Origin of the sequence: Nonomuraea sp. NPDC048881 (assembly GCF_040649795.1) — a bacterium.
Taxonomy (GTDB): Bacteria; Actinomycetota; Actinomycetes; order Streptosporangiales; family Streptosporangiaceae; genus Nonomuraea.
The window spans coordinates 106754-127565 of sequence record NZ_JBEZGC010000021.1; the positions used below are offsets into that span (position 1 = coordinate 106754).

Annotated in this window: 17 protein-coding genes; 4 read left to right on the forward strand and 13 right to left on the reverse strand. The window is 72.7% G+C overall.

Features of this window, described 5'->3' with window-relative positions; all coding sequences use genetic code 11:
- Window positions 1-16: 16 nt before the first annotated feature.
- The 6 genes from AB0C33_RS43515 to AB0C33_RS43540 all read right to left on the reverse strand — a co-directional run bounded on the left by AB0C33_RS43515 (window position 17) and on the right by AB0C33_RS43540 (window position 10008).
- The gene (locus AB0C33_RS43515) at window positions 17-1069 is read right to left on the reverse strand and encodes a hypothetical protein (RefSeq protein WP_358299126.1); all 1053 of its coding nucleotides are present in this window, start codon (window positions 1067-1069) and stop codon (window positions 17-19) included.
- Entirely contained in the window at window positions 1066-1392 is a 327-nt protein-coding gene (locus tag AB0C33_RS43520; protein ID WP_358299129.1) for a helix-turn-helix transcriptional regulator, read from the reverse strand. Before AB0C33_RS43520 ends, AB0C33_RS43515 begins: the two co-directional genes overlap by 4 nt.
- Window positions 1393-1493: 101 nt before the next feature.
- Window positions 1494-2834 carry a glycosyltransferase family 4 protein gene (locus AB0C33_RS43525; RefSeq protein WP_358299132.1) on the reverse strand — a complete coding sequence of 447 codons (1341 nt, stop codon included), beginning with the start codon at window positions 2832-2834 and terminating at the stop codon, window positions 1494-1496.
- A 134-nt stretch (window positions 2835-2968) separates the two neighbouring features.
- Window positions 2969-6151, reverse strand: a complete 3183-nt coding sequence (locus tag AB0C33_RS43530; RefSeq protein ID WP_358299135.1) for a PDZ domain-containing protein — start codon at window positions 6149-6151, stop codon at window positions 2969-2971.
- Between the two features lie 276 nt (window positions 6152-6427).
- Window positions 6428-8824, reverse strand: a complete 2397-nt coding sequence (locus AB0C33_RS43535) for a translation factor GTPase family protein (protein WP_358299138.1) — start codon at window positions 8822-8824, stop codon at window positions 6428-6430.
- 149 nt (window positions 8825-8973) lie between these two features.
- Window positions 8974-10008, reverse strand: coding sequence for an Rv2578c family radical SAM protein (locus AB0C33_RS43540; protein ID WP_358299141.1), 1035 nt, complete (start codon window positions 10006-10008; stop codon window positions 8974-8976).
- A gap of 134 nt (window positions 10009-10142) precedes the next feature.
- Here AB0C33_RS43540 and AB0C33_RS43545 point away from each other — a divergent pair, with 134 nt between their 5' ends.
- Window positions 10143-10421: a DUF3040 domain-containing protein gene (locus AB0C33_RS43545; RefSeq protein ID WP_352328164.1), complete on the forward strand. Its 279-nt coding sequence runs from the start codon at window positions 10143-10145 to the stop codon at window positions 10419-10421.
- Window positions 10422-10445: 24 nt separating this feature from the next.
- On the opposite strand, the gene AB0C33_RS43550 is transcribed toward AB0C33_RS43545, so the two are convergent.
- The 5 genes from AB0C33_RS43550 to AB0C33_RS43570 all read right to left on the reverse strand — a co-directional run bounded on the left by AB0C33_RS43550 (window position 10446) and on the right by AB0C33_RS43570 (window position 14827).
- Entirely contained in the window at window positions 10446-10913 is a 468-nt protein-coding gene (locus tag AB0C33_RS43550) for an OsmC family protein (protein WP_358299144.1), read from the reverse strand.
- Complete coding sequence (locus AB0C33_RS43555; protein ID WP_358299147.1) at window positions 10910-11554, reverse strand: GntR family transcriptional regulator; 645 nt, start codon at window positions 11552-11554, stop codon at window positions 10910-10912. The genes AB0C33_RS43550 and AB0C33_RS43555 overlap by 4 nt, the downstream gene beginning before the upstream one ends.
- 87 nt (window positions 11555-11641) lie before the next feature.
- Window positions 11642-13216 carry a penicillin-binding transpeptidase domain-containing protein gene (locus AB0C33_RS43560; protein ID WP_358299150.1) on the reverse strand — a complete coding sequence of 525 codons (1575 nt, stop codon included), beginning with the start codon at window positions 13214-13216 and terminating at the stop codon, window positions 11642-11644.
- Between the two features lie 79 nt (window positions 13217-13295).
- Window positions 13296-13973, reverse strand: a complete 678-nt coding sequence (locus AB0C33_RS43565) for a lysophospholipid acyltransferase family protein (RefSeq protein ID WP_358299153.1) — start codon at window positions 13971-13973, stop codon at window positions 13296-13298.
- Window positions 13974-14212: 239 nt separating this feature from the next.
- Window positions 14213-14827, reverse strand: coding sequence for a TetR family transcriptional regulator (locus AB0C33_RS43570; protein ID WP_358299156.1), 615 nt, complete (start codon window positions 14825-14827; stop codon window positions 14213-14215).
- Between the two features lie 66 nt (window positions 14828-14893).
- On the opposite strand from AB0C33_RS43570, the gene AB0C33_RS43575 reads away from it, so the two are divergent.
- The 3 genes from AB0C33_RS43575 to AB0C33_RS43585 all read left to right on the forward strand — a co-directional run bounded on the left by AB0C33_RS43575 (window position 14894) and on the right by AB0C33_RS43585 (window position 18963).
- The gene (locus tag AB0C33_RS43575; protein ID WP_358299158.1) at window positions 14894-16855 is read left to right on the forward strand and encodes an ATP-binding domain-containing protein; all 1962 of its coding nucleotides are present in this window, start codon (window positions 14894-14896) and stop codon (window positions 16853-16855) included.
- A 93-nt stretch (window positions 16856-16948) separates the two neighbouring features.
- Window positions 16949-17257: a hypothetical protein gene (locus AB0C33_RS43580; protein WP_358299161.1), complete on the forward strand. Its 309-nt coding sequence runs from the start codon at window positions 16949-16951 to the stop codon at window positions 17255-17257.
- Window positions 17258-17373: 116 nt separating this feature from the next.
- Entirely contained in the window at window positions 17374-18963 is a 1590-nt protein-coding gene (locus tag AB0C33_RS43585) for a thiamine pyrophosphate-dependent enzyme (RefSeq protein WP_358299164.1), read from the forward strand.
- 25 nt (window positions 18964-18988) lie between these two features.
- Here AB0C33_RS43585 and AB0C33_RS43590 read toward each other — a convergent pair whose 3' ends face one another.
- Window positions 18989-19585 carry a CoA pyrophosphatase gene (locus AB0C33_RS43590; protein WP_358299167.1) on the reverse strand — a complete coding sequence of 199 codons (597 nt, stop codon included), beginning with the start codon at window positions 19583-19585 and terminating at the stop codon, window positions 18989-18991.
- Window positions 19586-19628: 43 nt separating this feature from the next.
- A complete protein-coding gene (locus AB0C33_RS43595; protein WP_358299171.1) occupies window positions 19629-20807 on the reverse strand; it encodes a cysteine desulfurase-like protein in 1179 nt (392 codons plus the stop codon).
- Window positions 20808-20812 lie beyond the last annotated feature (5 nt).

Sequence of the window (20812 nt, forward strand, 5' to 3'; positions counted from 1 at the left end):
CACAGGAAGGCTTCCGTCACTGATCGACCCCGCGCCGCCTCACCCGCACTCCCCACCGCTCGCGCAGCTTCTCCACGCCTGCCCAGTACACGACGACGCCCGGGATCGTGAAGACCGCCGATCCCCATCCCTGCTGCAGGAACACGTTGCCGATCGCCAGCAGCAACGGCGGGCCCAGCACGCCCCACGTCCGCCACTCCGAGCCCAGGACCCAGCAGGCCAGACGGTGCAGCCGGAACCATCGGGGACGCAGCGGCTCCTTCAGGGCCGCCCGGAGCCGCCACACTCCGCGCAGTTGCCGCAGGGCGTACCGGGACTGCCCGGCGGGGGTGGCTCCGGCCCGCGCGAGATGGTGAAGCTCGGCGTGGAACTCCTCGGCGTACCGGGCTCTGTGGGCGGGTGGCAGCAACCGGAGTTCGACGTCGATGAGCTTCTCCGCCGGGCGTGCGGCGGTGACCGCCCGCGCAGCGGCGACGCCGGTCGCGGTGTTCCGCGGCGGTGGGCCCGCCGGGTCCTGCGCGGAGAACGTGGCCGCCTGGTCGGCGAGCCGCCGGTGCAGCCCCGCCCCGAGGGCCCACGCGCCGGGGAAGCCACCGAGCAGGGCGCGGGCCGTCTCGTAGGCGGGCGCCAGGTCGCGGACGACGGCGGTCTCGACGGCCCGGAACAGGCGGTGGACGACGAGCAGGTCCTCGCGCAGGCGGGCGTCTAGGGAGCGGGCGAGGACGAGCAGGCCCTCCAAGGCGCGAACGAGCCCGGAGTCCTCGGCCGGCGTTCCCCGCAGGTCCTGTTCGACGAGCGTGATCAGGTGGTTCGTGCCCTCGTGCGCGATGCGGAGATGCAGGTTCACGGTGGTGAGCAGTTCGAGGGTGCCGTGCGGGCCGCCGCCCGGCAGGCGGCGGCCGAGCGCGCGCTGGTCGGCGGTGCCGAGGTCGAGTCCGCGCAGCTCGGTCAGCGGCGCTTCGACCTGCGCGAGTCCGGCGCTCGCCGCCTCCAGGCGGTGGCCGATCCGCCGGGTCTCGCGTAACGCCTCGCCGGACAGGCCGCGCCTGGCCGGTGCCAGGGTGTTCACGCCACACCGCCGGAGGGCCGCAGCCGCAGGGCGGCGCGCTTGGCGGCGGAGCGGTCGAGCGCCTGCCTGGCCAGCTGGGCGCCGTCGGGGGTGAAGCGGTAGTAGCGGCGGCGCGGGCGGCCCTCCTCGCGTGGATCCAGTTCCTCCCAGCTCGACTCCAGCCAGCCGAAGCCCTCCAGCCGGGCCAGGATCGGATGGATGGTGCCGCTGGGCAGCCCGGCCGCCGCGCAGATCTCCAGGCCGTACATGGCGCGGGTGGGCTCTTCGAGCAGGGCGCGGAGCACGAGCATGGTCGGCATGGTCATGCGGGGAAGGCTTCCCATGGTCTAACTCTACCTAGGGGTGCCGCGGGCCGCCAGATCCCTCGACGCCGCCCTTCGCCGAGCCGGTGCAGGTCCGGCCCGGCGGTGTGCCGCCCGCCCCGCTAGGCCCGGGGCCCGGCCGGCCCGGTGGCCTCGACGGGCGCGGTGTCCTCGCCGGATTCGGCTTCGGCTTCGGGGCGGGGCGGGCGGACGTACGTGCCGTTGCGGCGGGCCACCAGTTCGTCCAGCAGCTCGTCCCACTTCTGGCCCACCGCGTGCACGTCGTACGTGCGCGCCGTCTCCAGCGCCGCCGCCGCCAGCGACCGGCGCAGCGGCTCGTCCTCGATGACGCGCATGATGGAGGCCGCCAGGTTGGCGTTGGTACGCGGCTTGACCAGCAGCCCGTCCACCTCGTCGGTGATCATCTCCTTGGGCCCGTGCGGGCTGTTGAAGCTGACGATGGCCAGCCCCTTGGCCATGGCCTCCAGGATCGTCATCGGGAAGCCCTCGTGCCGCGAGCTGAGCACGAAGATCGACGCCTTCTCCAGCTCGGCCCCCACGTCGCTGGTCGGCCCCGGCAGCTCCACCTTGCCCTCAAGCCCGGCCTCGACGATCTGCGCGGCCAGGTTGTCCTCCTGCGGCCCGGCGCCGAAGATGCGCAGCTTCCAGTCGGGGTGCGCGGCGGCGACGGTCTCCCACGCGGTGATCAGCCGGTGGAAGCCCTTGAGCCGGGTCATCCGGCCCACGGCGACGACGACCTTGGCGTCCAGCCTGGACACCTCGCCGCTCATCGGCGGGACGGCGTTGGGGATGCGCGCCAGCTTCTTCGGCTTCTTCGGCAGCGTGCTGCGGTAGTCGCGCAGGTCGGCCTTGGTGAGGGTGACCAGGGCGTCCATCCGCCGGTACCGCCACTTGATCAGCTTCTGCATCGGCTCGGCCTGGGTGCGCAGGGCCACGTGCTCCTGCCCGATGGTGATCACGCCCGGCTGCGCTAACTGCGCCATGGCCAGGTTGAGCCCGGGACGGGTGGCCATCAGCACGCCGCTGTCGAGCGAGCGGATGTAGCGGGCCAGCTTGTAGTCGGTCCACAGGGTGAAGCGGTGGTAGGCCGTCTCCTCCGGCGGGATCAGCTTGCTGGGGAACTTCGACAACATCGCCCGCAGCGGATCGGGGCTGGGCTTGAGCCGGTCGTCGAGGAAGCGGAAGCGCACCCGCGGGTCGATCGGGAAGAACGGCTCCTCGGCCTCCTTCAGGATGCTGACGATCTCGACGTCGTGCTTCTCGGCCAGGTAGCCGGCCAGGTTGAACACCGTCCTGATCGTGCCGCCCATGCCGTTGGCGTGCAGGAGCAGGATCCTGATGCGGTCGGTCGACGGCGGCGGCGCGTTGCGTGCCTTGCGGCGGTTGTACCCCCGGTACAACCGGACCATCGCCGACTTCCCCCTGCGTGCCAGTGCGCGCACCTGGACGATCCCCCTTGTGCTCGGTTGCATTCGCATGCGCGCGGAGCCGGTCGTCAGGCCGCGCGCGAGCGGAGTGCACATGTCATCCCCTGTGCGCTTTCCCCGCCTATGATCTTTAGACGCCCAAGAGCTTCCTAAGGTTGCATACCTGGCCGATGCGACGGATCCGGCGTATGCGGCGAATGCTCGGCAAGCAGGCCCAGGGCGACGTCGATGGCCCGCTCCAGCTGCGTGTCCACGCCTTTGGCGTAGTCCTGCGGGGTGATGTCCACCTCGATGTCGGGATCCGTGCCGTAGTTCTCCACCTGCCAGCCGACGTCGTCGAAGGCGAAGGAGAACTCCGGCTGCGTGGTCACGGTCCCGTCGGCGAGCCGGTGGCGCGGCCAGATGCCGATCACCCCGCCCCAGGTGCGCTTGCCGACCAGCGGGCCCAGCTTGAGCAGCTTGAAGGTGTGGCTGAAGATGTCGCCGTCCGAGCCCGCCCACTCGTTGGTGATGGCCACCAGCGGCCCGCGCGGCGACTCCGGCGGGTACGGCTCCGGGTCCCCCCACCGCGGGTAGTCGTAGCCGAGCCGCCGCCTGGCCAGCTTCTCCAGCAGCAGCGCCGAGACGTGCCCGCCGCCGTTGAAGCGCACGTCCACGATGAGGGCATGCCGGTCGTACTCGGCCAGGAAGCCCCGGTGGAACTCGCCGAACCCCTCGGTGCCCATGTCGGGGACGTGCAGGTAGCCGATGCGCCCGCCGGAACGCTCGTGGCACTCGGCGCGGTTGAGATTCACCCAGTCGCGGTAACGGGCCGGCTGCTCGTCGGCCAGCGCGCGCACGGTCACCGTGAACACCCGCTCCTCGCGCCGCAGGGTCAGCTCCACCTCCTCGCCGGCCTGGTTGACCAGCCGCTCGTTCGGGGTGGCCGCGCGGCCGATGGGCGCGCCGTTGATGGCCAGCACCGCGTCCCCCGGCCGCACGTCGAGCCCCAGACGGTTCAACGGCGAGGTGGCCTCGGGGTCCCACGGGTCGCCGGTGACGATCGCGCGCACGCGGTAGACGCCGTCGCGGTAGTCCCAGTCGACGCCCAGCTTGCCCTGGCTGTAGTCCGGCCCGGGACGGTACTCCCCGCCGCTCTCGTAGGCGTGGCTGGTGCCCAGCTCGCCGTGCAGCTCCCACAGCAGGTCGGAGAACTCGCCCCGGGTGGTGACCCGGTCCACCAGCGGCTCGTAGCGCCGGTACACGCCCGGCCAGTCGACGCCGGCCATGTCCTCGGTCCAGAAGTTCTCCCGCTGCAGCCGCCACGCCTCGCGGAACATCTGCCGCCACTCCGACTCCGGCGCCACCGACACCTTGACGCGCGACAGGTCGATCCAGCCGCTCTCGCGTCCGGGCGGGTCGTCGTCGTGCTCGGGCACCTCGCCGGCCCTGACCACGCGCAGCCGGCTGCCGGCCCGGTACAGCAGCGTCTTGTGGTCGCGGCCCAGCTCGAACGCGGTGACGCCGTCGGCGAACGTCTCGTTCCTGCCCTTGGCGAAGTCGTACAGGTGCAGGGTGTTCTCGCCCTCCAGCGGGCTGGTCAGCAGCAGCGCCTTGCCCTTGAGCCCGGCCACCCCCTCGTAGCGGCCCTCCGGCAGCGGGAAGGCGGTGACGCGGGCGGCCAGCCCGTCCAGGTCCACCCGGACGGCCTCCACCGGCTCGTCCTCCTCCTCGTCCTTGCCGTTGAGCGGACGACGTCCGGGCACGAACGGGTCGGGCGCGTCGGCCCGCAGCGCGATCGCGTACGGCCGGGTGCCCAGCGGGAACCCCAGGTCGAACTGCAACTGGTCGTAGACGGGCGAGAAGACCCGCTGGCCGATGAAGTACAGGTAGCGGCCCTGGGGGTCGAAGGCCGGCATCGAGTCCTTGAGCACCGGCTCGGAGGCGGCCACCGTCCGGCCGCTCTCCGGGTGGTGCAGCTTGATCGCGGTCGTCTGGGCGTTGAGCGGCCCGGCGTAGGCCAGCCACTGGCCGTCGTGCGACCAGGCCGGGTCCTCGGGGGGCCCGTGCGGGTTGCGTTCCACCAGCGTGGCCGCGCCCGTGGTCAGGTCCAGCAGGTACAGCTCGTGGCGGTGGTTGACCACGGCCACGCGGTCGTGCGCGGGGTCGGGGACCAGCTCGTTGATCCGGCCCAGCCGGGCCACCTCGACGCCGCAGCCGCCCTCGTGGCCCTCCAGGATGACCAGCGTCTCCTCGTCGGACTCGCCGCTGGCCGCGGCGATCAGCCGCACACCGTCGTTCAGCCAGGTCAGGAAGCGGTAGCGGACGCCGTCCGGCTCGCCGTGCTGGCTCACCGGGCCCTCCCAGTCGGCCATCGCGTACGCCTTGCCGCGCGAGGTGATCGCCAGCGCGCTGCCGTCCGGGCTGAGGGTCGCGCTGTCGAGGAAGTCCTCGGCGTCGACGAACCGGCGGTTGCGCTGCGTCCTGGAGCTGGCCAGCCGCACGTCCAGCCGCCTGGGCCCGTCGCCCGGCCCGTCGCCCGGCCCGTCGCCCGGCCCGTCGCCCGGCCCGTCGCCCGGCCCGTCGCCCGGCCCGTCGCCCGGCTCCAGCAGGTACAGGTCGGCGCCGGCGTGGTAGACCAGCCGGTGGCCGTCGCCGGACAGGTTGCGCGCGTAGTAGTCCTCGTGGTGGGTGTGCTTGCGCAGGTCGCCGCCGTCCGGAAGGCAGGAGTAGACGTTCCCGACCCCCTCGTGGTCGGACAGGAAGCACACCCGACGGCCGCTCCAGCACGGCGAGGCCAGGTTTCCCGGCAGCCGGATCAGCCGCCTGAACTCGCCGTCGCCGTCGGTGTCGATCCACAGGTCGCCGACCGTGCCGCCGCGGTAGCGCTTCCAGCGCGCGGGGTCGGCGGTGTTGCGGCCGAGCACGATCATCCCGTCGGGGCCGTGGGCGATCGAGTTCGCCGGTCCGTACGGCAGCCGCTGCGGCACCCCGCCCGGCGCCACGCGGTGCAGCCATTTGCGCCCGGCGAACGGCTGGGACTGGTCGCTGGCGTACAGGATGCGGCCCTCGTGGTCCCAGCCGGTGACCGTGCAGCGGGCGCCGTGGAAGGTGACCCGGCGCGCGGCGCCGCCGACGGCCGGCATCACGTAGACCTCCTCCGGGCCCTCCTCCCGGCCGACGAACGCGATCTGGTCGCCGCGCGGGGAGATGCGCGGGTAGCCGGCCTCGGCCGCCCCGGCGGTCAGGCGGAACGCGCGGCCGCCCTGGGCCGAGACCATCCACAGGTCGTCCTCGGCGGCGAAGACCACCACGTCCTGAAAGACAGTGGGAAAGCGGAGATAGGCCGACATGTGCGCAGCTCCTCTTCCACCGGACAGCCGAGGGCCGCCGGCCCCCGGCTGCGCGATTCACCTCACGGGGTCATCCCTCGTCGGTCCTTCGGGTTTCCTTCTTGGTCTCCTTGGCCTGCCGGCTCGTCTTGATCGCCTGCTTCTTGGCCTTGCCCGACTTGGTGGCCGGTTTCTTCTTCGTGTCAGCCATCGTTTTCCCCCTGTAACGGTTGCGCCCGATTGGCACACTATGGCGGATTAATACCCATCTATCCCTGATATCCGACATACCGCCTATCACGTACGAATCGGGCGATCTCCGGACGGGCGCGACCACCAAACCCCTTCGCCGCGCGACAGGCCCGGCAGCCGCCGCTCGGCCTCGTGCACGGCCGCCGCCGGGATCTCCCCTTCGAGCACCCACGTCCCGTCCCGTCTGCTCGTGCCGTCCAGGATCGCGCCCAGCCCGGCCAGGCGGGACGACACGGCGGCGAAGGCGTCGGCGGGCACCTCCGCCTCGAAGCGGTGACACGGCTCGTACACCCTGGTCCCGGCCCTGCGCAGCGCCTCGGCCAGCACGACCCGGGCCTGCCCGCGGAAGTCGCCGGCGGTCGTGACCGGGGAGGCGTAACCCGTCGCCGTCAGCGTGACCAGCACGTCGGTGACCGGCCACCCCCGCGGGCCCGTCCCGAGGCCGTGCCGGACGCTCTCCTCGATCGCCCGGTGGAAGGCCAGGGGCAGCGAGCCCAGATCGACCTCCAGCCGGTAGAGCACGCCCGAGCCCGGCGCGGCCGGCTCGACCCGCAGGCCCACGGTCGCCATGAACGCGTCCCCGGCCTGACGCATCTCCTCGCTGGCCGCGCCGGTGCCCGCCGGACGCTCGAAGTGCACCGGACGGCTCGGCTCGAACTCCGCCTCCACGCCGAAGTCCCTGGCCAGGGTCTCGCCGATGACCTCCTTCTGGACCTCGCCGTACAGCAGGACCGACGTCCGGCCGCCGGGCAGCGTACGGGTGCCGATCAGGGGGTCCTGCTCGGCCAGCGCGACCAGCGCGGCGTGCAGGCGCGGCTCCTGGCCGGGGACCCGGGGGCGTACGACGGTCTCCAGGCTGGGCGGCGTGAAGTGGGCCTGCCCCGCCGGGCCGGGCTCGCCCAGCCGGTCGCCGACCCGGATCTCGGGCACGCCCCGGACCGTGGCGATGTCGCCCGCCACCGCCACCCGCGCCCCGGACCCGACGACGGCCACCCCGCTCGGCCGCCCCTCGTACGCGTGGACGCCCCCACCCGGCTCCCGCCGCAGAAACGTCACCCGCTCCCGCGCCCGCAGCTCCCCGCCCCACATCCGCAGATATGCGATCTTCTCCCCACCCCGCCCCCGCCCCACCGCAAACACCACAGCCACAGCTGCCGCCGTCGCCGTCGCCGTCGCCGTCGCCGTCGCCGCCGTCGCCGTCGCCGTCGCCGCCGTCGCCGTCGCCGTCGCCGCCGTGCGGTCGGCGCTTCCATCCGCGCCGAGCGGCGGCTGGGGAACCGCGGGCAGCAGCCGGACCGCCCCGAGCAGCTCGGCCACGCCCTGGCCGGTGATCGCCGACCCGAACAACACCGGATGCGCATCGCCCGCCGCGCATTGCGCCGCAAGCGCCTCCCGCACCCGCCGCGCACCCGGAACCACGTCATCGACGAGCAACTCCAACAGCCCGTCATCCCCCTCAGCCAACACCTCAGCCGCCACCATCCCCGCAGCCTCCACGCCGCCCTCCACGCCGCCCCCTGCGCCGCCCTCTGCCCCGGGCCCGGTGTCGGCCGCCAGGTCGGCCTCCGTCCTGGCGGGCTCGGCCTCGACGGGCCCAGCGGCCCGCACCACCTCCTCCGAGCCGCCGCCCGCCACCCCTGGGCGGGAAGCACCCCCGGAGGAGGGGGGAGCAAAGACGGGGGAGCGGGTGGCGACGGCCGGGTCGCCGGAAGCCGCCCCGGAAGTCGAGGAAGGTCCGGTGGCGGAGGCCGCGTCGCGGGGAGCGGCCCCGGAGGACGAGGGAACGGAGGTGACGGGACTGGAGTGAGCCGGCTCGCGGGGAGTAACGCCCGGAGGCAAGGGAGTGGAGCCCGGAGGCGGGGGAGTGGAGGCGAGGGGGTGAGGGGGCGGGGGGCTCGGGGCGGTGCCGAAGGGAGGCGGGGCGAAGGTGAAGGGGTGGGTGGTGGCGGACGGGCCGCCGATGCCGCTCACCGTGTTGAGCGGGACCACCCGCGGCGACAACCACCGCCGGATCTCGGCGAGCACCCCCGCCTCCCGGGCCCCCATCCGGTCGATCTTGTTCACGAAGATCAGCGTGGGCAGCCGCAACCGCCGCAGCGTCTTCATCAGGACCCGCGTGTGCGGCTGCACGCCCTCCACGGCCGACACCACCAGGACGGCGCCGTCGAGCACGCCGAGCGCGCGTTCGACCTCGGCCACGAAGTCGGCGTGGCCCGGCGTGTCCACCAGGTTGACCCGCAGGTCGCCCATGGTGAACGAGGCCACCGCCGAGCGGATGGTGATGCCGCGGCGGCGTTCGATCTCGCCGCTGTCGGTCTGCGTGCTGCCGTCGTCGACGCTGCCGAGGCGCGCGATGACCCCGGTCTCGAACAGCAGCCGCTCAGTGAGGCTGGTCTTGCCCGCGTCTACGTGCGCGAGGATGCCGATGTTCAGGATGTGCATGAGTGGTGGAGCCCTCGAGAACTCTCGTGCCAATGGGGCGCTGGAAGATCTCTGGGCGGCGCCGCATCTCATGCTCCTGAACGTCGTTCGGCTGGGTGCCCGGTCATCCTGTCACCGGGGCGGGCCGGCGGACCACCGATTTAACCGGGTCACAACAGGCGAAGCTGCTCCGGCTCTGCGACGGTGCCGGGCGTTCGGCGGGGCGGCACGCGGCGGGCCATGGCAGGCGTGGCTCTGCCGACCCCGTGGCGGCGGGCCAGCTCCTTGACCTGGGCGACGACGCGGTCCTGGTAGGAGGCGGGGGCGTAGGCGCCGCGGCCGTACAGCTCCAGATAGCGCGGCACCAGGCGCGGGTGCTCGCGCCCGAGCCAGCTCAGCCACCACTCGCGCGCCCCCGGCCGCAGGTGCAGGACGATCGGGGCGAGGTGGGTGGCGCCGGCCTCGGCGATCTCCTTGACCGTGCGTTCGAGCTGGGCGGGGGAGTCGGTCAGGTACGGCAGGATCGGCGCCATCAGCACCCCGCACGCCACGCCGTTGTCGTTGAGCGTGGCGCACGCCTCCAGCCGCCGGCGCGGGTTGGGCGTGCCGGGCTCGACCCCGCGCCACACCGCCTCGTCCACGAAGCCGACCGACACGCTCGTGCTGACGTCGGTGACCTCGGCCGCCTCGGTGAGCAGATCGAGGTCGCGCAGGATCAGCGTGCCCTTGGTGAGCACCGAGAACGGGTTCGCGGCGTCGCGCAGCGCGGCCAGGATGCCCCGCATGAGCCGGTAGCGGCCCTCGGCGCGCTGGTAGCAGTCGACGTTGGTGCCCATGGCCACGTGGTGGCCGCCCCAGCGGGCCGCGGCCAGCTCCTTGCGGGCCAGCTCGGCCGCGTTGACCTTGACGACGATCTTCGAGTCGAAGTCGGCCCCGGCGTCGAGGTCGAGGTATTCGTGCGTCTTGCGGGCGAAGCAGTAGACGCAGCGATGCCCGCACCCGCGGTAGGGGTTGATCGTGTACTCGAACGGCACCCGGCTGGCCCCCGGCACCCGGTTGATGATGGACCGGGCCTGGACCTCGTAGAAGGTCATCCCCCTGAACTCGGGCGTGTCGAACGTACGGGTGACCGCGCCGCGGGCGAACAACGGCACGGCTGGATCGGCCTGACCGGGCCCGGCCAGGCGCAGGTTGTCCCAGCGCATCCCATGATTAGAACAAAAGTTCGAGCGTGATCGCAAACCGAAAAGAGGCGGTAATTAGGGGGTCACGTCAAGGCTAATGATCTTCATGGTTGGGGAGGAACACGCCACAGTGCTTGCGTTCCGGAGGTACGTCTATGGCCTGGTCGCAGGACGAGGAGCGAATGCTGGCCCAGATCGAGCAGCACCTCGTCGACGACGATCCGCGGCTCGTCGCCCGGCTCGAGTCGTTCAACGAGCGGGCTCGTCGCAGCGAGGCGCGGGCGAAGGGGCAGCCGGGCCACAGGCGGCCACGCCGGTCGACGGTCATCATCGTGATCAGCTGGGTGCTCATCGCGACGCTGGTGGCCACCCTGCTGATCATGGTGCTCCAGCACGAGGCCGCCACCGCCGTGGCCCTGGCCGCCTCGCGCTGACCTCCCCCGAACGGTCGGCCTGCCTCAGGCCGTGCGAACGGTCGGTTCGTGGCGTACCGGGAAGTTGACCGAGGCGGCGATGAAGCACGCCTTGTGGGCGTCCTCGTGCAGGCGGGCGGCGGTCTCGGCCATCTCCGGCGCGGCCACGGTCACCTCGGGGCGGAGCACGACCTCGGTGAAGTGGCCGCCGGCGCCGCTCTCGGCCATGGTGCCCGCCGCGTGGTCGGCGTACGCGGTGACCACGACGCCCGCCTCGGCGCACAGGTGCAGATACCACAACATGTGGCACTGGGAGAGCGAGCCGACCAGCAGCTGCTCGGGGTTCCACCGGGCGGGGTCGCCGCGGAAGGCGGGGTCGGAGCTGCCCGCGATGACCTGCCGGCCCTCGGCGGACAGGTCGTGGTCGCGGTCGTAGTCGCGGTAGCCGCTGGTGCCGGTGCCCCGGTTGCCGGTCCAGGTCACGGTGGTGGTGTACGTGTGGTGGCGGGTCATGCGGGTTCGTCCTTGCTGTGAGTGACGGCGCGGGTGTCGAGGACGTGCGCGCGGGCGATGGCCGCGGCGTCCTGCGGCCGGGCCTCGGTGATCGCGGCGAGAAGCTGTTCGTGCTGGCCGGAGACGTGCGCCGGACGGGACGGCGGCGCCAGCGAGCGCAACGTGGACACCTGGATCTGGTCCCACACGCGCTCCAGGGTGTGCAGCGCGATGGCGTTGGCCGCCAGCTCGGCGATCCGCCGGTGGAATCGGCGGTTGAGCCCGACGGCCTCGCCGAGCCGGCCCTGCGCCGTGGCGGCCGCCGTGGCGTCGGCGACCTGCCGCAGCGAGGCCAGGTCGGCGGGGGCGATGCGGCCCTCGCCCTGGCGGGTGGCCGCCAGCTCGGCCGTGAGCGCCTCCAGCGCCGCCCGCACCTGGTAGGCGTCCTCCAGTGCGGACGGCTCCAGGGCCACGACGACCACCCCGCGCCCGGCCGGGCGCACCAGTCCGTCGGCGGTCAGCGCCCGCAGCGCCTCGCGCACGGGGGTGCGGCTCATCTCCAGACTCGCCGCGACCTCCGTCTCGGTCAGCCGCGCCCCCGGCGGGTAGGTCCCGTCGAGGATCAGCTCCCGCAACCGGCTCCAGGCCACATCGCTCTGCACGGACCCGACTCTAATGCTTTGCATACATTGCATGCAATGCATGCGACTGGTGTGAGAGAGAAGCTTCGAGCTGTCCTTGAGGAGAGGTCAGAGACCCTTGAGGAAGGTCGCCGCCACCGGGGCCGCGACCTTGCCGCCCGTGCCGCCCCCCTCCACGACCACCGCGAAGGCCACGTCGCCCTTGAACCCCATGAACCAGGCGTGGGTGTCGAGCTTGTCGCCGGTGCCGAACTCGGCCGTGCCGGTCTTGCCGTGGGTGCCGGCGGGCAGGCCGCTGCCCCTGGCGGTGCCCTTGGAGACCACGGCCGCCATCATGCTGTGCAGCTGCTCCTTGACCCCCTTGGGCAGCGCCTGCTCGCCGGCCTTCTGCTTGAGCGAGGGCACCAGCGTGGGCGGCCGCCACGTGCCGTCGGCGATGGCGGCGGCGACCGAGGCCATCGACAGCGGGCTCGCGGTGATCCTGGCCTGGCCGAACGACTCGGCGGCCAGCTCGGCGTCGGACTGGGCCCGCGGGAAGCTGGCCTTCGTGGCCGGCACGCCGATGTTGAGCGGCTGGTTGAAGCCGACGCCTTCCGCCGTCTTGAGCAGCTTGTCGGCGCCGAGCCGCTGTTCGGCCAGCGGCGCGAAGGTGGTGTTGCACGAGTGGGCGAAGGAGTCGAGGAACGACAGCGAGCCGAACTCCTCCTTCTCCGAGTTGCGGATCTTCAGCCCGCCGACGGTGGCGTACATCGGGCAGGTGACCTTGTCGCTGGGCGACAGGCCGGCCGCCAGCAGGCCGATCGCGGTGACCGCCTTGAACGTGGAGCCGGGCGGGTAGCGCCCGTCGAGGGCCCGGTTGAAGCCGCCCTGGTTGTTGACCACGGCCAGGATCTCGCCCGTGGAGGGCCGGATGGCGACCATGGAGGTGGGCTTGGGGACGTCCTTGACCGCGGTGACGGCCGCCGCCTGCGCCCGCGGGTCGAGCGAGGTCTCGACGGGCTTGCCGTCGGTTCCCTCGATGGTGCCGAGGGTCTTGCCGCCGAGCTGGATCTGGGTGGTGGGGGTGCCGGCCAGCCGCTTCTGGAACGTCTCCTGCAGGCCGCCGCGCCCGATCGCCTGTCCCGGCTTGTAGGAGGCGCCGAGCTTGGCGACGTCCTTCTTGGTGGCCTTGTCGAGGTAGCCGACGAGCTGCTGCACCGAGCCGCCGGACGTGCCGGTGTCGATGCGGCCGCCGTCGGCGTCGGTGATCTTCGCGCGCTGCGGCCAGCTCGTCTTGACGGCGAACGCCGCCCCCGGGGTCATCTGCGGGTGCAGCGTGGCCGGCCGCCAGTCGACCTTCCACATGCGGTCGGCCACCACGAGGTCGAGTTGCCCGTCGTAGGACCAGGAGCCGATGTTCTTCAGCGCCAGGGTCGCGGTGTAGGGGACCTTGGCCCGGCCGTCGCCCTCGACCACCCGCCCCAGCTTGACCGTGGCCGACTCGACGCCGAGCGCGGCGCGCTGCTGGTCGTAGGCGGTGAGCTGCTGCTGGGTGGCCAGCTCGGCGGTCATGGCGGCCTTGTCGCCGGCCTGCCAGGCGGCGGCGAAGCGCTGCGCCGTCTCGCCCGGTGTGCCCTTGGTGCGCAGCAGGTAGTAGGCGCCCCCGCCCGCGGCCCCCGCCACGAGCACGGCGGACACCGACACGATCGCGATGGTACGGCCCCGCGCCACTGGTCAGCCCCCCGGTCCTCGACGTCAGGTGTCAGAGCCTAGCGGTGACCGGTCACGTCGTTCCATTGGCGGTCTTGAAGCTGGAGGCGTACGCGGGCACGTACTCCTGCCCGGACAGTTTCTGGACGGCCTCCATGACCTCGTCGGTGACCCGGCGCCGGTCGCGCGCCTTGGTGTGGTCGCCCTCGAAGCGCATGGGCCGGCCGATGGAGATGCCGATCTTGGCGGGCCTGGGCACCTTGGCCCCGACCGGCAGCACCTTCTCGGTGCCCTTGAGGGCCACCGGCAGCACGGGCGCGCCCGTCTTGAGCGCCAGCCAGGCCACGCCGACCTTGCCGCGGTAGAGGCGGCCGTCGGGGGAGCGGGTGCCCTCGGGGTGGATGCCGAACAGCTCGCCGCGCTCCAGCAGCTCGGCGGCGGCGTCGAGCATGGCCTGGGCGGCGTGGGCGCTCTCGCGGTCGATCGGCAGGCTGCCGCCCAGGCGCATGAAGAAGCCGGAGACGGGGTTGCCGTCGAAGTACTCGTTCTTGGCGGTGAATGTGACGTGCCGGGGGAGCAGCGCGGGCAGCAGGAAGGAGTCGAGCACGGAGAGGTGGTTGGCCGCCAGGATGGCCGGGCCGACCCTCGGTACGTTCGCGGCGCCGGTGATGTGCGGCCGGCACATCGCGTGGGCGAGCGGCGCGGCGGCGAACTTGACCACTTCGTACAGCAACGGGCTCTCCTGGATCATGGGCAGTCAACCTTGCCACCCTAAGGCAGCGGGACGCCCGGAAAGCTTTAAGGCCGATGTGGTGGTCGCCTCCTCGGCGAGGTGCACAACACGGTTCCAGCCGAACGGTATTCCGTGAAGGCGGTAATTTGCGGCCCGGGGGACACAGCCACATCGGCATTTCCGAGTTAAGCACAGCCTCTGGCGTAGGAGGTAATCGTGCCCGCCGGATGGGGCGCGCGTGACCTGCGCGCCGGAGCTCAGGGGCCGGCGGGGCCGTCCATGAGCAGGGCGTAGGCGTGTTCGGCGGCGCGCACCGCGTCGGCCTCCGTCTCGGCCAGGGGCCGGCCCCCGGCGAGCTGTGCCCAGGTGCGGCGGGCCAGCACCCGCTGCACGGCCAGCGCCTGGGCCGCCAGCAGCGCGGCGGTCAGCTCGTCCATGCTCTCGGCCAGAGCCTCGGCCAGCTCGGCCTCGTCCTGGGTCATGTGGTGGAACAGGCGGACGGCCAGGCTGGGCGTGTCGAACACCATGCGGTGGAAGGCCAGCACCTCGGGGTGGTCGTTGAGCCCGGTGACCGGATCGTGGGCGGCCAGGCCGTCGAGGTGGTGGCGGCGCAGCGCCGCGACCGGGTGCTCGCCGGGCGCCCGGCCGCGCACCACGCGGGCGGCCTCGCCCTTGTGGTCGGCGAACCGGTGCAGGACGAGGTCCTCCTTGGTCGGGAAGTACTTGAACAGTGTCGGCTTGGACACCCCGGCCGCCGCCGCGATCTCGGTCACCGGCACCTCGTCGAAGCCGCGTGCCAGGAAGAGCGCGATCGCCGCCGTCGAGATGGCCTCGTGCACCCGCTGCCGCTGCAGCTCCCGCAGTCCCGTCATGACCGCACTCTATCAAAGTGTTAACCTGGTCAATGTCTTAACCGAGTTAACGCTTTGGGGGTGGGCATGGGAACGCTCGACGACGAACGGCGTCACGTCGAACGGTGCAGGGCGGGGCTGCGCAGGATGCTGGAGGGCGCGCGGGAGAACGTGATCGTCGGCGAGACCGTCGCCGGCGACCGCTACAGCGCGGAGCGGCTCGGCCGCCATCTCAAGAGCCTGGCCAAGGAGCTGAGCGAGGAGCCCGACGGGCCGCCGTTCTTCGGCCGGCTCGACTTCGGCCAGGACTCGGCCGAGCATCGCGGGCGGGCGTACCACATCGGCCGGCGGCACATCGCCGGCGAGCACGGCGGGCCGCCGGTGGTGATCGACTGGCGCGCGCCCGTGGCGCGCGCCTTCTACCGGGCCGGCGCCCGCGACCCCCAGGGCGTCGAGGTGCGCCGCCGTTTCGGCTGGTCGGGCAGCACGCTGACCGGCTTCGAGGACGAGCGTCTCGGCGCGGGGGAGGAGGGCGGCGGCGCGCTCCTGGCCGCCGAGATCGAACGCCCCCGCGTCGGCCCGATGCGCGACATCGTCGCCACCATCCAGCCCGAGCAGGACGACCTCGTCCGCGCCGACCTCGACACCACCATCTGCGTCCAAGGCGCCCCCGGCACCGGCAAGACCGCCGTCGGCCTGCACCGGGCCGCCTACCTGCTGTACGCCCACCGCCGCCGCCTCGAACGCTCCGGCGTCCTGGTGCTCGGCCCGAACCGGACCTTCCTCGGCTACATCTCGGCCGTGCTGCCCGCGCTCGGCGAGGTGGACGTCGAGCAGACCACCCTGGAAGGGCTGCTCGGCGCCCATCCCGTACGGGCCGTCGACTCCGCGGCGGCCGCGGCGGTCAAGCACGACGTCCGGATGGCCGAGGTGCTGCGCCGCGCGCTGTACGGCCGCATCCGCAGGCCCGCCGAGCCCGCCGTGGCGGCCGACGGCTCCTACCGCTGGCGCGTCGGCGAGGACGAGCTGCGCCGCATCGTGGAGGACACCAGGCGGGCCGCCCTCCCGTACGGGGTCGGCCGCGAACGCGTCAGGGCCAGGACGGTGGCGGCGATGCGGCGGCAAGCCGAGGCCCGCGGCCAGACCTGCAACGCCGCCTGGGAACGCCGGATCGGCCGGGCGCTCACCCCGGCGCTCGACGCGACCTGGCCCGCCGTCCGCCCCGAGGACGTGCTGCACGAGGTCCTCAGCGCCCCGCCCGAGGGCCTGCTGACCGACGCCGAACGCGCCGCGCTCGCCTGGCCCGGCCCGCCGCGCGGGGCCAAGAGCGCCAAGTGGACCGAGGCCGACCTGGTGCTGCTGGACGAGCTGGCCTGCCTGCTCGAACGTCCCCGCGGCTACGGCCACGTCATCGTGGACGAGGCCCAGGACCTGTCGCCCATGCAGTGCCGCGCCGTGGCCAGGCGCAGCGAGCACGGCTCGCTGACCGTGCTCGGCGACCTGGCCCAGGGCACCACGCCGTGGGCGGCCAGGTCGTGGCCGGAGCACCTGGAGCTGCTCGGCAGCCCCGGCGGCCGGATCGTCGAGCTGACCACCGGCTTCCGCGTGCCCGGCGTGGTCGTGGAGCTGGCCAACACGCTGCTGGCCGCGCTCGACGCCGACGTGCCCCCCACCCGCTCCCACCGCTCCGACGGCAGGCTGCGCGTCATCGCGACGGCCGAGCTGGAGAAGGGGGTCGTGGCGGCCGTACGGGAGGCGGGCGGGTTCGAGGGGTCGATCGGGGTGATCGCGGCCGACGCGCACGTCGAGGCGATCACCTGCGCGCTCTGGAACGAGGGGCTGGACCTCGGCGAGCGGCTGAGCGTCATGCCCGCCTCGATGGCCAAGGGCCTGGAGTACGACCACGTGGTGCTCGCCGAGCCGGCCGCCGTCGTCGCGGCCGAGCCGCGCGGGCTCAACCGCCTGTACGTCGCCCTCACCCGCGCGGTCTCCCGGCTCGACGTCGTCCACGCCGAACCCCTTCCCCCTCAGTTTTCCCGCCCGTCATAACCCTTCTGAAATGGGCAGATGTCTGGACTCGGCGGCTCGACAGGTCTCCGGCTCTGGTGTGTGATGTGACTCACTTCACGAGGGAGCCGGAGAATGACCGCTTCGCAAGACCCGCCCCAGGGCGACGACGAGCACACGCGTGAAGGGCGCCGGCCGCAGCCGCCGCCCTACACCCGGCCGCAGCGGCAGGGCGCCCAGGTCCTGTCGATCATCGGGTTCGTCAGCGCCGCGGTGGCCATCCTGTTCATACCGATCCTGTTCGGCCTGGCCGGCATCGTGCTCGGCATCGTCGGCCACACCCGCGGCGAGTCCCTGGGCAAGTGGGCCGCCATCGCCGCCGCGGCCTGCATGGTCGTCGGCATGGTCCTCGGCGCGCTGGCCACGCGCGCGCTGGGCTCCTGATCCGCTGTGCCCGCGTGAGATCCGCCGTCGCGCGGGCACAGGGACGCGTCCCGGAATGAAGCGCGCCTCCCGGATGCTGTCAGGGACGCAGTCGCTCATGGAAGAAGGCGTTGACCATGTCCCCGCAGGCGGACGCGGCCCATCTGATCGTGCGAGCCCTGGAGGCGGAAGGCGTCGAGTACGTCTTCGGCATCCCCGGCGAGGAGAACATCCACTTCGTCGACGCGCTCAACGACTCCTCCATCCGTTACATCCTCGTCCGGCACGAGCAGGGCGCGGCGTTCATGGCCGAGATCTACGGCAGGCTCACCGGCAAGGCGGGGGTGGCCTCGGCCACACTCGGCCCCGGCGCGATCAACCTGCAGCTCGGCGTGGCCGACGCCACCACCAACAGCACCCCCGTCGTGGCGATCACCGCCCAGGTCGGCCTCGACCGCATCTACAAGGAGTCGCACCAGGTGGTCGACCTGGTGTCGCTGTTCCGGCCGATCACCAAGTGGGCCGACCTCGCCCCCACGGCCCTGGCCCTGCCCGAGATGATCCGCAAGGCGTTCAAGACCGCCCAGACCGAGCGGCCCGGCGCCGTCTACCTGGCCATCCCCGAAGACGTCGAGTCGGCCCCCGTGCCGGCCGACCTCGGGCCGCTGCCGGTCAACGTCGTACGCCCCCAAGACCCCTCCGCCGCGCAGATCGCCCGCGCGGCCGACGTGCTGGTGCGCTTCTCCGGACGGCTCGGGCTGCCGGTGGCCACCACGTTCAACGGCAAGGGCGTCTTCCCCGACGACCACCCCCACGCGCTGGGCGCGGTCGGCTTCATGCGGCACGACTACGTCAACTTCGGCTTCGACGAGGCCGACGTGCTGATCAGCGTCGGCTACGAGCTGCAGGAGTTCGACCCCGTCAAGATCAACCCCAACCGCGACAAGGAGATCATCCACCTTCACCGGTTCCCCGCCGAGGTCGACGACCACTACCCGGTGTCCGTCGGCGGCGTGCACGGCGACATCTCCCGGTCGCTGGACGCGCTCGCCGACGCCGTCCCGCGCCGCTTCGAGCTCAACGGCACCGGTGAGAAGATCCGCCGCCTGATGCGCGAGGAGCTGGAGCAGGGGCGCTCGGAGGACGGCTTTCCGCTGTCGCCACGGCGCGTGGTCGCCGACATCCGGGAGGCCATGGGCCGCGAGGACATCGTGCTGGCCGACACCGGCGCGGTGAAGATGTGGATGGCCCGCATGTACCCGACGTACGAGCCCGACACGATGCTGGTCTCCAACGGGCTGTCCTCGATGGGGTTCTCGGTGCCCGGGGCGCTGGCCGCCAAGCTGGCCTTCCCCGAGCGCAAGGTGCTGGCCGCCACCGGCGACGGGGCGTTCCTGATGAACTCCCAGGAGCTGGAGACGGCCGTCCGCGAGCGCGTCCCGATCACGGTCCTGGTGTGGGTCGACGACGCGTACGGGCTGATCGAGTGGAAGATGGACCTGGAGCTCGGCCGTTATTCGGGCATCCGCTTCGGCAACCCCGACTTCGTCGCCTACGCCGAGAGCTTCGGCGCCCGCGGCTACCGGATCACCAGCGCCGGAGAGCTGCTGCCCACGCTGCGCAAGGCGCTGGCCGACGAGACGGTGTCGGTGATCGCGGTGCCCGTCGACTACGCGGCCAACCTGGAGCTGACCGGCAAGCTCGGCGAACTCACCGGCCCCTTCTGACCGGCCGTCTCCAGGGGCATGGGGGTCAGGTTCTCATCCAGTGGGGCTGGGCGACGTCGAACACCCGCTGTTCGCGCCCGCGCAGCGCCACCTCGGCGAACTGCCACAGGATCGCCCCGGTCGGCGCGTGGATCACGATGTCCGGCCCGAGCGGCATCTGCAGCAGCTCGCCCTGCCAGCGCGGCACGCCGGGCGCGAGGAAGCGCTCCAGCGGCACCGCGTGCACCGAGGCCACCTCATGGGCGTCGCCCACCGGCTCCTGACGGCCCCCGAACGCCACCACCGGAGTGATCGTGAACCCGGAGTCGGCGACGAAGTCGTCGAGCAGCCCGGCCACCGCCACGCCGGTCACCCCGACCTCCTCGGCCAGCTCGCGCAGCGCCGCCTCCACCGGCAGCTCGCCGTCGTCGAGCCGCCCGCCCGGCAGCGCCCACTGCCCCGCGTTGCGCCCCCGCGCCGCCCTGCGAATCAGCACCGTGTACGGGACGCGCTCGGCGTCCTCCAGCACGCACACCGTCACGGCCGCCCGGCGCACCCCTGGGACGGGCGGCACCTCCCGGCGGTCGAAGGCGGCGAGATGCGCGGTGACCTGCTCGCGCAGCACGTCGATCGGGGGCAGCATCCCCTCAGGATCTCACGCCCCGCCCGTACGGGCCGAGGGCCCGTCAGGAGAGGGCGGCCACCCCCTCCAGGAGGCGGTCGACGTCCGAGCGGTCGTTGTAGTGGACCAGGCCCGCGCGGACGGCGCCGCCCGAGTCGCGCACGCCGAGCGCGCCGGTCAGTTCCCAGGCGTAGTTGTGGCCGTTCCAGACGTTCACCCTCAGCCCGGCCAGATGCTCGGCGACCTGGCGCGGGGTGTGCCCGGCGACGGTGAAGTAGGCGGTCGCGGTGCGCCTGGCGGGCTTGCCGAGCAGGGTGACGTGCGGCATCGTCTCCAGGCCGGAGATCAGGGCGGCGAACAGCTCCAGCTCGTGCTCCTCGGCGGCGGCCATCGAGGCGAGCAGGCGTTCGCGGCGGGTGCCGGCGCCGGGGACCATGGCGGCCAGATGGTCGACGGCCGCGGTGACCCCGGCCAGGTCGGCGAACGCGGACGTGCCCGTCTCGAACCTCTCCGGCACGGTGTCGGGGGAGGGCCGCAACTTGGCCGGGCGGACCGTCTCCAGCAGCGCCGGGTCGGCGACGACGGCCCCCACGTGCGGCCCCGACCACTTGTAGGCGCTGGTGGCGTAGAAGTCGGCGCCCAGCGCCCGCATGTCCACCGGGCCGTGCGGGGTGGCGTGCACGCCGTCCACGTACAGCAGGGCGCCCGCGCGGTGGGCCAGCTCGGCGATGGCGGCCACGTCGGGACGGGTGCCGAGGATGTTGCTTGCCGCCGTCACCGCGACGACCTTGGTCCGCTCGCCGATCAGGTCGGCGTACTGGTCGACCGGGAGCTCGCCGGTCACCGCGTCCACCTCGGCCCAGCGGACGGCGGCGCCCGTCTGGGTCCACGGACGCACGTTCGCGTCGTGGTCCAGCCGCGAGACCACCACCTCGTCGCCGGGCCCGGTCAGCGCCCTGGCCAGCCGGTACGTCAGCGTCGTCATGTTCGGGCCGAGGATCACGCCGTCGGGGCGGCCCCCGACCAGGTCCGCGACGGCGGCACGGCAGGCGGCGACGATCTCGTCCGCCCGGCGGCTGGCGGGGAAGGCCCCGCCCACGTTGCCGAGACCCGCCCGGTAGGCGGCGGAGATGGCGTCGATCACCGGCTGGGGCGTCTGGGTGCCGGCCGCGCCGTCAAGGTAGGCGAAACCATCGGAAAGCGCAGGATAGGAGGAACGTACGGACTCCAGGGGGAAAGGCATGATAA